Raw genomic sequence first — 14571 nt, 5'->3', positions numbered from 1 at the left:
GCGCTGACGCCGGCAGCCGCGGGCTGAGCGCCGGCCGGCGTCAGCGCGCGCGTCGTTCAACCCTGCTGCGCGTCGGCCTGCTGCTGGGCGATCTCGGCGCGCACCTGGTCCATGTCGAGGCCGCGCACGCCCTCGATCACCTGGCTCAGCGCGCTCGCCGGCAGCGCGCCGGACTCGCGGAACACCATGACGCCCTCGCGGATCACCGCGATGGTGGGGATGGAGCGGATCTGGAAGGCGGCGGCGAGGTCCTGCTGGGCCTCGGTGTCGACCTTGCCGAACACGATGTCGGGGTTGGCCTCGGCCGCCGCCTCGTAGGTCGGCGCGAAGTTGCGGCAGGGACCGCACCAGGCCGCCCAGAAGTCGAGGAACACGATCGGGTTCTGCTCGACGGTCTCGTTGAAGTTGTCGGCGGTAAGTTCGAGGGTGGCCATCTGCGGCTCCAATCCATATTAGCGAATGACGATGATACGCCGCCCCGCCGCAAGGGTCACGGAGGGGTCGGGCATTTCGCCTAGAATACCTGTTTGGACCCATTCGAAAAGGAAATCCCATGATCCGTTCCCGCGCCGCCGTCGCCTGGGCTGCGAAGCAGCCGCTCGAAGTCACCGAAGTGGACGTCGCCCCGCCCAAGGCCGGCGAGGTGCTGGTGCGCATCGTCGCCACCGGCGTCTGCCATACCGACGCCTACACGCTGTCGGGCGCGGACCCGGAGGGCATCTTCCCGGCCATCCTCGGCCACGAGGGCGGCGGCATCGTCGAGGCCGTGGGCGAAGGCGTGAGCTCGGTGGCGGTCGGCGACCACGTGATCCCGCTGTACACGCCCGAATGCGGCAAGTGCAAGTTCTGCCTGTCGGGCAAGACCAACCTCTGCCAGGCCATCCGCGCCACCCAGGGCAAGGGCCTGATGCCCGACGGCAGCAGCCGCTTCAGCAAGGACGGCAAGCCGATCTTCCACTACATGGGCACCTCCACCTTCTCGGAATACACCGTGCTTCCCGAGATCAGCGTGGCGAAGATCCGCAAGGACGCCCCGCTCGACAAGGTCTGCCTGCTCGGCTGCGGCGTCACCACCGGCATCGGCGCGGTGCGCAACACCGCCAAGGTGGAGGCCGGCGCCAGCGTGGCGGTGTTCGGGCTCGGCGGCATCGGCCTGTCGGCGATCATCGGCGCGGTCATGAACAAGGCCGGGCGCATCGTCGCGGTGGACATCAACCCGGAGAAGTTCGAGATCGCGCGCCAGCTCGGCGCCACCGACTGCATCAACCCGCTCGACTACGACCGCCCGATCCAGGAGGTCATCGTCGACCTCACCGACGGCGGCGTGGACTACTCCTTCGAGTGCATCGGCAACGTCAAGGTGATGCGCTCGGCGCTGGAGTGCTGCCACAAGGGCTGGGGCGAGTCGGTGATCATCGGCGTGGCCGGCGCGGGCGAGGAGATCTCCACCCGCCCCTTCCAGCTCGTCACCGGCCGGGTGTGGCGCGGCTCGGCCTTCGGCGGCGTGCGCGGGCGCAGCGAGCTGCCCGGCTACGTCGACATGGCGCAGCGCGGCGAGATCCCGCTCGACACCTTCATCACCCACCGCATGGGGCTGGAGGACATCAACAAGGCCTTCGACCTCATGCACGAGGGCAAGAGCATCCGCTCGGTGATCCTGTACTGATGACGGAGGCCGCGATGACGACCGCCCCCGAGCAGCTCGCCGCCAACCGCAGCTTCGGCGGCTGGCACCGCCGCTTCCGCCACCGCTCGGCGGTGCTCGGCTGCGACATGGTGTTCGCGATCTACCTGCCGCCGCAGGCCGAGGCCGGCCCGGTGCCGGTGCTGTACTGGCTGTCCGGGCTGACCTGCACCGACGAGAACTTCATGCAGAAGGCCGGCGCCCAGCGCCTGGCCGCCGAGCTCGGCATCGCCATCGTGGCGCCCGACACCAGCCCGCGCGGCACCGGCGTGCCGGGCGACCCGGACGGCGCGTGGGACTTCGGGCTGGGCGCGGGCTTCTACCTCGACGCGACCGAGGAGCCGTGGCGCCGCCACTACCGCATGTACGACTACGTGGTGGAGGAGCTGCCCGCGCTCGTCGAGGCGCACTTCCCGGTGAGCGACGCGCGCTCGATCTCGGGGCATTCGATGGGCGGGCACGGCGCGCTGGTGTGTGCGCTGAAAAACCCGGGCCGCTACCGCGCGGTGTCGGCCTTCGCGCCGATCGCCAACCCGAGCGCCTGCCCCTGGGGCGAGAAGGCGTTCGCGCGCTACCTCGGCGCCGATCGCGCGCGCTGGCTGGAGTGGGACGCCTGCGCGCTGATCGCCGGCGCCACCGAACGCCTGCCGCTGCTGGTGGACCAGGGCGAGGCCGACGGCTTCCTCGCCGAGCAGCTCCGCCCCGAGGCCCTGCGCGCCGCCTGCACCGCCGCCGGCCATCCGCTGAACCTGCGCCTGCAGCCGGGCTACGACCACAGCTACTACTTCATCGCCAGCTTCATCGACGACCACCTGCGCCACCACGCCGCCGCGCTGCGCGGCTGAAGCGCCGCATTCGCGCCTGCCGGCGCTCCTACATGAAAACCGTCGTGCGCCCCTCTGGGAGCGCCGGCAGGCGCGAAACGGGCGGCGCGGGTGGCGACGCGTTTTCGGGCTGGGACGCCGCATTCGCGCCTGCCGGCGCTCCTACATGAGAACCGCCGTGCGCCCTGTAGGAGCGCCGGCAGGCGCGAAACGGGCGGCGCGGGTGGCGACGCGTTTATGGGCTGGGACGCCGCATTCGCGCCTGGCGGCGCTCCTACATGAGAACCGTCGTGCGCCCCTGTAGGAGCGCCGGCAGGCGCGAAGCGGGCGGCGGGACGAATGCCCGCTCAGAGCAGCGGCGCCAGCCAGCGCGCGGCCTCGTCCACCTCCATGCCGGTGCGGCGCGCCCAGTCCTCGAGCTGGTCGCGGCCGATCTTCGAGATCGCGAAGTAGTGGCTCTCGGGGTGGGCGAAGTAGAAGCCGCTGACTGCCGCCGCCGGCATCATCGCGTAGCTCTCGGTGAGCTCCATGCCGATGCGCTCGCGCGCGCCGAGGAGCTCGAACAGCGGGCCCTTGACGGTGTGGTCAGGGCAGGCCGGGTAGCCCGGCGCCGGGCGGATGCCGCGGTACTGCTCGGCGATCAGCGCCGCGTTGTCGAGGGTCTCGTCGGCGGCGTAGCCCCAGCACTCGCGGCGCACGCGCTCGTGCAGCCACTCGGCGCAGGCCTCGGCGAGGCGGTCGGCCAGGCTCTTCAGCATGATCGCGTGGTAGTCGTCGTGCGCGGCCTCGAACGCGGCGACCCGGGGCTCGATGCCGAGGCCGGCGGTGACCGCAAAGGCGCCGACCCAGTCGGGCACGCTCGAGTCCTTGGGCGCGACGAAGTCCGCCAGGCACCAGTGCGGCTTGCCCGCAGGGCGCTCGTGCTGCTGGCGCAGGCCGTGCCACACCATGGCCAGGTGCTTGCGGTCCTCGCCGGTGTAGAGCTCGATGTCGTCGCCCACCGCGTTGGCCGGGAACAGGCCGAACACCGCCTTGGCCTGCAGCCAGTTCTCGGCGACGATCTTGTCGAGCATCGCCTTGCCGTCGGCGAAGACGTTGCGCGCGGTCTCGCCCACCACCGCGTCGTCGAGGATGGCGGGGAAGCGGCCGGCGAGGTCCCAGGTCTGGAAGAAGGGGCCCCAGTCGATGTAGTTCACCAGCTCGCCGAGCTCGACGTCGATCGCCTGCACGCCGAGCATGTTGGGGCGCGGCGGCTGGTAGGGGGCGTAGCCGGCCTGGTGGGCGGTGCTGCAGGCGGCCACGCGCTCGGCGCTCCAGTCGGTGCGGAAGGCGTTGGCGCGCGCGGCCTCCACGCTCACCAGCTGCACGCCCTTCTTGTTCGCATGCAGGGCGCGGATCTTCTCGTAGTCGGCGGCGACCTCGGCCTTGAAGGCCTCGCTCTGGCCTTCGGACAGCAGCGCGGTGACCACGCCCACCGCGCGCGAGGCGTCGGGCACATACACCACCGGCTGGTCGTAGTGCGGGGCGATCTTGATCGCGGTGTGGTTGCGGCTGGTGGTGGCGCCGCCGATCAGCAGCGGCACAGAAAAGCCCTGGCGCTTCATCTCGGCGGCGACGTGGCTCATCTCCTCCAGCGAGGGCGTGATCAGGCCCGACAGGCCGATCGCCTGCGCGCCGTGCTCCTTGGCGGCCTCGAGGATCTTCGCTGCCGGCACCATCACGCCGAGGTCGATTACCTCGTAGCCGTTGCAGCCGAGCACCACGCCGACGATGTTCTTGCCGATGTCGTGCACGTCGCCCTTCACCGTGGCCATGATGATGCGGCCCTTGCTGCTGGCGCCGGTGCGCAGCTTCTCGGCCTCGATGTAGGGGATCAGGTGGGCGACCGCCTGCTTCATGACGCGCGCCGACTTCACCACCTGGGGCAGGAACATCTTGCCCGCGCCGAAGAGGTCGCCGACCACGCTCATGCCGGCCATCAGCGGGCCCTCGATGACCGTCAGCGGCGGCTTGCCCTCGGCCTCGAGCTTGGCGCGCACCTCCTCGGTGTCGGCAACGACGAATTCGGTGATGCCCTTGACCAGCGCGTGGCTCAGGCGCGCCTCCACCGACCACGCGCGCCAGGCGAGGTCCTGCGTGGACTCCTTGGCCTGGCCCTTCACCGTCTGCGCCAGCTCGACCAGCGCCTCGCCGGCCCCGGGCTTGCGGTTCATCACCACGTCCTCGACCTTGTCGCGCAGCACCGGGTCGAGCTCGTCATACACGCCGAGCTGGCCGGCGTTGACGATGCCCATCGACAGCCCGGCCTTGATCGCGTGGTACAGGAACACGGTGTGGATCGCCTCGCGCACCGGGTCGTTGCCGCGGAAGCTGAAGCTCACGTTCGACACCCCGCCCGAGGTCTTGGCGTACGGCAGGTTCTCCTTGATCCAGGCCACCGCGTTGATGAAGTCGACCGCGTAGTTGTCGTGCTCCTCGATGCCGGTGGCGATGGCGAAGATGTTGGGGTCGAAGATGATGTCCTCGGCCGGGAAGCCGGCGCCGCCTTCGGCCACCGGCTTGGTGAGCAGCGTATAGGCGCGCGCGCAGATCTCGGTCTTGCGGCGGAAGGTGTCGGCCTGGCCCTGCTCGTCGAAGGCCATCACGATCACCGCCGCGCCGTAGCGGCGCGCGAGGCGCGCCTGGCGCAGGAACTCGGCCTCGCCCTCCTTCATCGAGATCGAGTTGACCACGCCCTTGCCCTGGATGCACTTGAGGCCGGTCTCGATCACCGACCACTTCGACGAGTCGAGCATGATCGGCACGCGCGAGATGTCGGGCTCGGTGGCGATGAGCTTGCAGAAGCGCTCCATGGCGGCGACCGAATCCAGCATCGCCTCGTCCATGTTGATGTCGATGACCTGGGCACCGTTCTCGACCTGCTGGCGCGCCACCGCGAGCGCGTCGTCAAAGCGGCCCTCGAGGATCATGCGCGCGAAGGCCTTGGAGCCGGTGACGTTGGTGCGCTCGCCGACGTTGACGAACAGCGCATCGCCGCCGACGTTGAAGGGCTCGAGGCCCGACAGGCGCAGCTTCTTCTCGATGACCGGCACGACGCGCGGGGCGAGGCCGGCAACGGCTTCGGCAATGGCTGCGATATGCGCCGGCGTGGTGCCGCAGCAGCCGCCGACGATGTTCACCAGGCCGCTCTGCGCCCATTCGCGGATCTGGCCCGCGAGGTGCTCGGGCGTCTCGTCGTAGCCGGTGGGCGACAGCGGGTTGGGCAGGCCGGCGTTGGGGTGGGCCGACACATGGGTGTCGCAGGCTGTGGACAGCTCCTCGACGTACTGGCGCAGCTGGTCGGCGCCAAGCGCGCAGTTGAGGCCGAAGCTGATCGGCTGCGCGTGGCTGAGCGAGTTCCAGAAGGCCTCGGCGGTCTGCCCGGACAGCGTGCGGCCCGAGGCGTCGGTGATGGTGCCGGAGATCATCACCGGCCAGCGCGTGCCCAGATCCTCGAACAGCTTCTCGATCGCGAACACCGCGGCCTTGGCGTTGAGGGTGTCGAAGATGGTCTCGATCAGCAGGAGGTCGGCGCCGCCTTCGAGCAGGCCCTTGGCCGAGTCGTAGTAATCGTCGACCAGCGCGTCGAAGCGGATGTTGCGGTAGCCGGGGTCGTTCACATCCGGCGAGATCGACAGCGTGCGCGAGGTCGGCCCGAGCACGCCGGCGCAGAAGCGCGGCTTGGCCGGGTTCTTCGCGGTGTATTCGTCGCACAGCCGGCGCACCAGGCGCGCGCCCTCGACGTTGAGCGCGTAGGCCACCGACTCGAGCCCGTATTCCGCCTGCGACACCCGAGTGGCGTTGAAGGTGTTGGTCTCGATGATGTCCGCGCCGGCCTCGAGATAGGCGCGGTGGATGCCGGCGATGACCTGCGGGCGGGTGAGCACCAGCAGGTCGTTGTTGCCCTTGAGGTCCTTCGGGTGATCGAGGAAGCGCTCGCCGCGGTAGTCCGCCTCGCCGAGCTTCTCCTGCTGGATCATCGTGCCCATCGCGCCGTCCAGGATCAGGATGCGCTCGGCGAGAAGCTGGCGGAGTTCGGTCGTGCGGTCGGCTTGCATTGCGTGTTCCTCGGTCGTTCGACGGTCGCCGGGCAACGCCACGCACAAATGCGAACGGCGCCACAAACCGGCTGAAGGTTTGTGAGCGCCGTTGATCGGTTGCCGAGCCTGGCCCCGGGACGATCAGGGGGTCGCAGCGCTCCTCGGCAGGCCCCGGATTCTATCGGCAGCACGCGCCCGCTGCCAAGGGCGGTGGCCAACGGGGCGTCGACCTACCAGAAGAAGGGGTGTCCGAACGGTCGCGGGAAGAAGGGGCCGGGGTAGCCCCAGCCGATGCCCCAGCCCCAGGGGTGGCCGTAGTAGCCGCTCCAGCCTCCATAGACCGCGCCGTCGCGCGGGAACACGTAGGTCTGGCTGGTGCGCACCACCTTGTCGTCGATGAAATGCACGTTGAACAGGGTGGCGATCCCGGGCCCGTCGTTGCGGATGTTCCAGTCCCACACCTCCTCGCCCGAGTTGCGGAAGCGCTGCTCGGAGCGGTGCGTGCCGAGCAGGCGCGACACCTGCTCCTTGTCCATGCCGCGCTCGACGCGGGCAAGGTTCTCGGGGGCGAGCGCATCCCACTGGCGCAGCACGATCCCGCCCTGGTCCACCTGCACCATCAGGCAGCTGCGGCCATTGGGCTGGGTGGAGTACTCCAGCGTGCTCGTGCCGTCGTCGTTGCTCCAGCGCCGCGTCGGCGCGCCGCGCGCGGACAAGGCCTCGGCCTCGGTGGTGAAGGGACGTGGCGGCTCGAAGCTGGCGCAACCGGCGAGCAGCCCTGCGAGCAGCATCAGCAGAAACCAGCGCAGAGATTGGCTCCACGCGCCCGGAGACGGGGTATCGAGGGAATCCATCGCGACCTCCCTGTTAGCGCTTGTACTGGGTGTAGCGCCCGGTCCCGGTGACCCGGCCATCGTTGTTGAAGGACACGGTGAAGAAGACCGGGTCGCTCGTACCGTTGGGGCCGTGCGAGATCCGCCACTCCCACACCGTCTCCTGCTTGAGCTGGAAGAACTGGCTGGAGGCGTGCTTGCCGAGCAGGCGGCGCACCTGCTCGCCGTTCATGCCGTTCTGGACCTTGGCGAAGGTCTCCTCGTTGAGCACCTGGTCGATGCGGCGCAGGACCTGGTCGGGCCCGATCGTGATCATGAAGCACTCGATGCCCTGCGGCTGGCGGCTGAACTCCCAGGTCAGCGAGCCATCCTCGTTGCGCCACTCCATGTGCGGCGGACCGAAGCGCTCGCGCACCTCGGCGGAGGTCGACACGCCCGGCTGGAGCTCCTTGACGTTGATGTAGTCGCAGGCGGTGATGCCGATCGCGGACAGCAGGCCGCAAAGCCAGGCGAGGAAGCGCTTCATGTTGGTTCTCCGTTGAGCGGCGCCATGCGCAGCGCGCCGTCGGGGCGCCCCCAGCCACGCACGAGCCCGACCGGGAGCGGATCGACGCCAACAGCATCGACCATGCCGAACCGATTTGCAATCGGGGAAAGGTGACGCTTTGCAATCGCGCGCCGAGGCTGCAAGGATTCGCGGCTGCCGACGCTCCTGCACGAGCCCTGAACGAGGGGTTTTGTAGGAGCGGCGGCAGCCGCGAATGGCCTGCACTGCCAGGGAACCCGCCCGCGATTCGGGCGGACCGGGATCACTTCATGTCGGCGATCGACTCGTAGCCCGTGCCGCTGACCTTGAAGAAGGCGTAGTTGCCCGGCACGTCGCCGGCGGCATCGAACTCGTGGTCGCCGCCGGCGCCCTTGTAGTCGATGTCCTTGCCCTCGGCGATGAGCTGCTTGGCCTTGGCCCACTCGCCGGCCAGGATCGGCTCGCCCGGCGCGCTGGCCACCGCACGCAGCGACTCGGCGAGCTTGGCCTTGTCGCCGCCGGCCTTCTCGATCGCCAGGGCGGCGAGGAAGGCGGCGTCGTACGAGGTGGTGGCGAACACCGCGTCGATGTTCTCGCCCGCAGCCTTGTAAGCCTTGTTGAAGTTGTCGAGCGAGGCCGAGGCCTCGCCCACCGGGGCCGACACGAAGAAGCCGCCGAGGTTGGCCGCGCCGATCGCCTTCACCAGGCCCTCGGACTTCATGCCGTCGGCGCCGACGAAGGTCTTGAAGAAGTTGTTCTCCAGCGACTGGCGCAGGATGCTCAGGCCGGTGCCGTCGCCGTAGTCGAAGATGACCAGGGTATCGGCGCCGCCGCGCGCGAGCGTGGCCAGCTCGGAGCGGTAGGAGGCCTTGCCCTCCTCGTGGCCCGAATAGCCGGCGAGCGTGCCGCCGTTGGCCTCGAACTCGGCCTTGAAGGATTCGGCCAGGCCCTTGCCGTAGTCGTTGTTCAGGTAGGCCACCGCCACCTTGGAGATGCCGCGCGCCTTGAGCGTGCGCGCCAGCGCCCGGCCCTGGTAGTCGTCGGACGGCAGGGTGCGGTAGACGAGGTCCTTGTCCTTGAGCTTGGTGATCTCCGGCGAGGTGCCGGAGGGGGTGATCATCAGCACGCCTGCGGGGATGGTCACCGAGTTCGCCGAGGCCAGCACCGCGCCCGAGCAGGCCGGGCCGACGACGGCCAGCACGCGGTCGATATTGACCGCCTTGGTGGCGACGTCGGTGGCGTTCTGCGGGTTGCAGGCGCTGTCGCCGAGCACGGCCTCGAGCTTGCCGCCCTTGAGGATGCCGCCCTGCTCGTTGACATGTGCCACCGCCAGCTTGGAGGCCGCCGCCATCGGCGGCGCGAGGGCCGCGATCGGGCCCGAGATGGCCGCCATCAGGCCGATCTTGACGTCCTGGGCGTGAGCCGGTGCGGCGACGACCGCGGCACCGAGCATGGCGCCGACCAGACCTGCGATTGCTTTCTTGTTCACCTTGTCACCTCCTGAATGTGCCGAAGCACCTGATGGACGATGCAGGCCCGCCGCGGGCCCGCCACGAAGTTCCGGTTCCGGTCGCGCGCCTCAGCGATGCGGCGGCGAGCCCGCCTGGCGCTCGGGCAGGATGCCCTCGGGGCGGAAGCGCAGCACCAGCTGCAGGGTCAGGCCGATGATGAACACGCGCGCGTACTTGGCCTGCACCGCAATCTCGGTGGGCAGGCGGTCGGTGAGCAGCTCGGACACCGACCAGATGATCCAGATCACCGCCGCGCCGAGGATGGCGCCGCGGTTGTTCCCCGAGCCACCGAGGATCAGCATGATCCAGATCAGGAAGGTGGCGATCATCGGGTCGATCGCCTCGGGCGTGACCGAGCGGTTGAAGTGCACGAACAGCGCCCCCGCCAGCCCCATCAGCGCGGAGCCGAATACGAAGGCCTGCAGTCGGCGCGCCTCGACCTGCTTGCCCATCGCCGCGGCGGCGAGCTCGTTGTCGCGGATCGCGCGCATCATCCGCCCCCACGGCGCCTTCACCTGGCGCTCGACGAGCAGGTAGGCCACCAGCACCAGGGTGGCGACGATCGCCAGGTAGGCGATCTGCGAGGGCATGTAGTCGAGGTCGCCGAAGGGGCGCGGGATGCCGGTGACGCCGCGCACGCCGCCGGTGAGCCAGCCCTCGGTGCGGATGACCAGGCGGATGATCTCGGCGATGCCGATGGTGGCGATGGCGAGGTAGTCGGAGCGAAAGCGCAGGCAGATCTTGCCGATCGGCCACGCGATCGCCGCCGCCGCCACCATCGAGGCCAGCCAGCCCACCACCAGCGGCAGCTCGTAGCCGCCCAGCCGCCCGCTCGCGGGCAGGCTGGTGAGGATGGCCGAGGTGTAGGCGCCGACCGCGAAGAAGCCCGCGATGCCGGCGTTGAAGAGGCCGGTGAAGCCCCACTGGATGTTCAGCCCGAGCGCGAGCAGCGCGTAGATGCCGATCAGGATGGCCATGAAGACCGCGTAGTTGGCGAGTCCGAGCAGATCCATCAGAGCACCTTGCCGTTGAGCAGGCCGCGCGGGCGGACGAGCAGGATCAGCAGCAGCAGCACGAAGGCGGTGGCCGCCTTGTACTGCGCCGGCAGGATGAAGATCGACATCTCCTCGGCGATGCCCACGATCAGGCCGCCGAGCACCGCACCCTCGACCCGACCCACGCCACCGAGGATGGCGGCGGCGAACATCGGCAGCAGCACCTGCCAGCCCATCATCGAGTGCAGCTCGTTGTTGATGCCGAGCATGAAGCCCGAGGCCGCGCACAGCGCGCCCACGATCGCCCAGGTCAGCATGGTGACCTTGCGGTTGTCCACGCCCGACAGCCGTGCCAGGTCTGGGTTGTCCGACATCGCGCGCATCGCCTTGCCCCAGCGCGAGTGGCGCAGGAAGAGCGTCAATCCGATCACGATCAGCACCACCGCGGCCAGCGTGTATAGCTCGCGGTCGCGCAGCAGGATGCCGAAGTAGTCGTCCGGGCGCACGATGCCGGTGGCGTAAGTGCGCGGATCGACGCCGAACACCACCTGCACCACCGCGCGCAGCATCAGCGCGACGCCGAGCGAGGCCATCACGGTCATGATCTTCGGCCGCGCCTTGAGGTAGTCGTAGAACAGCTTGTCGACCACGATCGCCACCACCGCCACCGCCGCCATCGCGACCGGCAGCGCCGCCCACGGGGTGAGGCCGGCGGTGACGAGCGCGAGCGCGATGAAGGCGCCGAGCGTGGCCATGTCGCCATGGGCGAAGTGCGCAAAGCGCAGGATGCCGAACACCAGCGTGATGCCGATCGCACCCACTGCATAGACCGAGCCGAGCACGATGCCCGGCACGAGGTGGAAGTTGATGAACTCCATAAAGCTCATGTGCGCCGGACTCCCTTAGCCGCCGAGGAACATTTCGGCCACCTCGCGATCGGCGAGCAGGGCCTGGCCCGTGCCCTCGTGGCGGTTGGCGCCGGTGGCGAGCACATAGCCGCGGTCGCAGAAGGCGAGCGCCTGCTTGGCGTGCTGCTCGACGAGCAGGATGGAGACACCGGCGTCGCGCACGTCGCGGGTGATCTGGAAGATCTGTTCCATGTACTTGGGCGAGAGGCCGGCGGTGGGTTCGTCGAGCAGCAGCAGCTTGGGATCGAGCATCAGCGCGCGCCCCATCGCCACCATCTGGCGCTGGCCACCGGAGAGGTCGCCGGCGAGGTTGCGGCGCTTGGCCTTGAGGTCGGGAAAGAGCCCGTAGATGCGGTCGTAGGCGGCGGAGAGGTCGCCGCGGCGCAGGAAGGCGCCCATCTCGAAGTTCTCGTGCACCGTCATCTCGCGGAACACGTTGTCCACCTGCGGCACGTAGCAGATGCCGCGCTGCACGATGCGGTCGGGCGCCCAGCCGGTGATGTCCTCGCCGTCGAACACGATGTGGCCGCCGCGGACGGTGAGCAGGCCGAACACGGCCTTCATCGCGGTGGACTTGCCGGCGCCGTTGGGGCCGACGATGACCACGATCTCGCGCTCGCCGACCGTCATCGACACCCCGTGCAGGATATCGGCGTCGCCGTAGCCGCCGCGCACGGCCTTCATGTCGAGCAGCGCCATCACAGGTCCTCCCGGTGCAGCTCCTGCTCGCGCAGGTCCTCGACCCTGGGGTCGTGCTCGGCGGCCTCGCGCTCGACCGCGGTCGGCGTCTCGCCGAGGTAGGCCTCGAGCACGCGGGAATCCGAGCGCACGGTGTGGAAGTCGCCCTGGATCAGCACCTTGCCCTCGGCCATGCACACCACCGGCGCGCACAGTTTCTCGATCATCTCCATGTCGTGCTCGATGAGGATGAAGGTGTAGCCGCGCTCGCGGTTGAGGATGAGGATCTTTTCTTCGAGCTTGCGCAGCAGGGTACGGTTGACGCCGGCCGCCGGCTCATCGAGCAGCACCAGCTTCGCCTCGGTCATCATCGTGCGGCCGAGCTCGAGCAGCTTCTTCTGCCCGCCGGAAAGATTACCCGCGCGCTCGTCGGCGACGTGGGTGAGTTCCAGGAAGGCGAGCGTGTCGTCGGCCTTCTGCCGCACGGCGTCCTCGGCGGCACGCACCTTGCCGGCGGCGAACCAGTTGGCAAAGAGGTTTTCGCCCGGCTGGCGGGGCGGCACCATCATCAGGTTCTCGCGCGCGGTGAGGTTGTGGAACTCGTGCGGGATCTGGAAGGTGCGCACCAGGCCCTTGTGGAAGCGCGCGTCGGTCGGCAGCGTGGTGATGTCCTCGCCGAGAAAGCGGATCGTCCCCAGGGTCGGCTGCAGGGCACCGGCGACGAGGTTGAAGAGCGTGGTCTTGCCCGCGCCGTTGGGGCCGATCAGGCCGAGGATCTCGCCCTTGCCCACCCGCAGGGTGCAGCCGTCCACGGCACGGAAGCCGCCGAAGGCTTTGACCAGGCCATCCACTTCGAGCATAGCGATGCGATTCCTTGCGGCGAGAGGAGCGGGACGGGGCCGGGGCGCCGGCACGCGAACACGACTACCCGAACCGGGCAGCCCACGAGTGGGGATTCTAGAACGAGGCGTGACCTTAGCCGAAGGCGTCCACGACAAAAATAGGGGCCAACCACTACGGCCGCGACGCGATCGGACTAGATCGTCTCCCCGCCGCCCCCGCGCAGGCCCAGCCGCCGCCACGCCACCCAGGCGCACAGGCCGAGCGCGGCGAACATCCCCATCCCCGAGGCCAGCCCGAGCGGACTGGACCACAGCACCGGCGCCACCAGCGCCGAACTGGCGGCATTGAGGCCGATCTGCAGGAAGCTCTGGCAGCTCGACGCCATGCCGCGGCGCTCCGGGAAGATCTCCAGCCCGAGCAGGCTCATGCTCGGCATCGCCACCGCCATGCCACAGCTGAACAGGCCGATCGGCAGCACCGAGACCGGCACCCCGGGGACGAGCAGCCCGGACACCGCGGCGTTGACGACCACCGCCGCGAACATCAGCGTGAAGCCGGCGCCCACCGTGCGCACCGACGACCAGCGCCCGGCCATGCGCTCGGAGAGCACGGAGCCGATCATCATCCCGCCCACCGCCGGGCCGAACAGCCACACGAAGCCGCCGCTGCCGAGGCCCAGATGCTCGAGGATGAAGACCGGGGCCGACAGCACGTAGAGGAAGAAGCCGTTGAAGTTCAGCGCCACCCCGAGCGCCAGCAGCATGAAGGCCGGGTGGCGGAAGATCGCCAGGTAGGCGCGCAGCAGCGGCAGCGGATGCAGCGGCTGGCGGTCCTCCTCGGCGAGCGTCTCGGGCAGGAAGCGCCAGGTCACCCACGCGAGCACGAGGCCGAACAGGGTCAGGAAGAAGAAGATCGACCGCCAGCCCGCGAGCGCGAGCAGGCCCGCCCCCACCAGGGGCGCCAGCGCCGGCGCGAGCCCGAAGATCAGCATCACCCGCGACATCAGGCGCTGTGCCTGCGGCCCCTCGTGCAGGTCGCGCACCACCGCGCGCCCGACCACGATGCCCGCGCCACCGCTCAGGCCCTGCAGCGCGCGCCCGCACCACAGCCACTCGATGCTCGGCGCCAGCGCGCACACCAGCGAGGCGAGCGCGAACACCACGGTCAGCGCGATCAACACGCGGCGGCGACCGAAGCGGTCGGCGAGCGCGCCGTGCCACAAGACCATGGCCGCGAGCGCCACCATGTAGATCGTCAGGGTTTGCTGCACCTCCAGCTGGCTGGCACCGAGCGCCACCCCGATCGCCGGGAAGGCGGGCAGGTAGGCGTCGATCGCGAACGGGCCGATCGAGGACAGCGCCGCCAGCAGCGAAGCGAGGCGGGCATGGGTGAGCGGTCGGGTCATGTGCGCCTTGAGGCGGATTCTTGATGTTGTTGTCCGGCGCCGGAGACGCCGGGCGCGCCGCTTCGTTCAGCGCGAGTCGAGGCTGCGCCGGTACTGGATGGCCTCGGCCACCTGGGCGGCCCCCGGGCGCTCCGCGCCGGCGAGGTCGGCTAGCGTGCGCGCGACGCGCAGGACACGATGATACGCCCGCGCCGACAGGCCGAGCCGCTGCATCGCCTGGCGCAGCAGGACCTCGCCGCCCGGATCGGGGCGACAGTGGCGCTCCACCTCGCCGGCCGGCAGGCG

General features: G+C 69.6%; 13 protein-coding genes and 1 riboswitch. Of the genes, 2 read left to right on the top strand and 11 right to left on the bottom strand.

Annotated features, from left to right (window positions below; translation table 11 throughout):
* Positions 1-56: 56 nt before the first annotated feature.
* Positions 57-434 carry a thioredoxin gene (gene trxA / locus C667_RS13095; protein ID WP_004365247.1) on the bottom strand — a complete coding sequence of 126 codons (378 nt, stop codon included), beginning with the start codon at positions 432-434 and terminating at the stop codon, positions 57-59.
* 119 nt (positions 435-553) lie between these two features.
* Between trxA and C667_RS13090 the strand changes: the two genes are divergently transcribed.
* Complete coding sequence (locus C667_RS13090; protein WP_004365246.1) at positions 554-1666, top strand: S-(hydroxymethyl)glutathione dehydrogenase/class III alcohol dehydrogenase; 1113 nt, start codon at positions 554-556, stop codon at positions 1664-1666.
* Positions 1667-1680: 14 nt separating this feature from the next.
* Entirely contained in the window at positions 1681-2529 is an 849-nt protein-coding gene (gene fghA / locus C667_RS13085) for an S-formylglutathione hydrolase (protein WP_004365245.1), read from the top strand.
* Between the two features lie 326 nt (positions 2530-2855).
* Here the strand turns inward: fghA and metH are convergent, their stop codons facing one another.
* From metH to C667_RS13035, 10 genes are all read right to left on the bottom strand, one after another.
* On the bottom strand, positions 2856-6605 hold the full coding sequence (gene metH, locus C667_RS13080) for a methionine synthase (protein ID WP_004365244.1): 3750 nt from the start codon (positions 6603-6605) through the stop codon (positions 2856-2858).
* 76 nt (positions 6606-6681) lie between these two features.
* Positions 6682-6756: riboswitch (S-adenosyl-L-homocysteine riboswitch) on the bottom strand.
* Between the two features lie 61 nt (positions 6757-6817).
* Positions 6818-7378 (bottom strand): hypothetical protein, encoded by a 561-nt coding sequence (locus C667_RS13075; RefSeq protein ID WP_004365241.1) that lies wholly within the window; start codon positions 7376-7378, stop codon positions 6818-6820.
* Positions 7379-7454: 76 nt separating this feature from the next.
* Positions 7455-7946 (bottom strand): outer membrane protein assembly factor BamE domain-containing protein, encoded by a 492-nt coding sequence (bamE, locus tag C667_RS13070; RefSeq protein ID WP_004365240.1) that lies wholly within the window; start codon positions 7944-7946, stop codon positions 7455-7457.
* A 283-nt stretch (positions 7947-8229) separates the two neighbouring features.
* Positions 8230-9435, bottom strand: coding sequence for an ABC transporter substrate-binding protein (locus C667_RS13065; protein WP_004365239.1), 1206 nt, complete (start codon positions 9433-9435; stop codon positions 8230-8232).
* A gap of 90 nt (positions 9436-9525) precedes the next feature.
* On the bottom strand, positions 9526-10470 hold the full coding sequence (locus C667_RS13060; protein ID WP_004365238.1) for a branched-chain amino acid ABC transporter permease: 945 nt from the start codon (positions 10468-10470) through the stop codon (positions 9526-9528).
* Entirely contained in the window at positions 10470-11339 is an 870-nt protein-coding gene (locus tag C667_RS13055; RefSeq protein ID WP_039921506.1) for a branched-chain amino acid ABC transporter permease, read from the bottom strand. The genes C667_RS13060 and C667_RS13055 overlap by 1 nt, the downstream gene beginning before the upstream one ends.
* A gap of 15 nt (positions 11340-11354) precedes the next feature.
* Positions 11355-12059 (bottom strand): ABC transporter ATP-binding protein, encoded by a 705-nt coding sequence (locus C667_RS13050; RefSeq protein ID WP_004365235.1) that lies wholly within the window; start codon positions 12057-12059, stop codon positions 11355-11357.
* Complete coding sequence (locus C667_RS13045; protein ID WP_004365234.1) at positions 12059-12898, bottom strand: ABC transporter ATP-binding protein; 840 nt, start codon at positions 12896-12898, stop codon at positions 12059-12061. Before C667_RS13045 ends, C667_RS13050 begins: the two co-directional genes overlap by 1 nt.
* A 176-nt stretch (positions 12899-13074) precedes the next feature.
* Entirely contained in the window at positions 13075-14286 is a 1212-nt protein-coding gene (locus tag C667_RS13040; protein WP_004365233.1) for a multidrug effflux MFS transporter, read from the bottom strand.
* Between the two features lie 66 nt (positions 14287-14352).
* A partial coding sequence (locus tag C667_RS13035; RefSeq protein WP_004365231.1) for a magnesium chelatase subunit ChlI family protein occupies positions 14353-14571 on the bottom strand: 219 nt, incomplete at its 5' end.

Origin of the sequence: Thauera phenylacetica B4P (assembly GCF_000310225.1) — a bacterium.
Classification (GTDB): Bacteria; Pseudomonadota; Gammaproteobacteria; order Burkholderiales; family Rhodocyclaceae; genus Thauera; species Thauera phenylacetica.
This window is presented reverse-complemented; position numbering and strand designations above follow the sequence as displayed.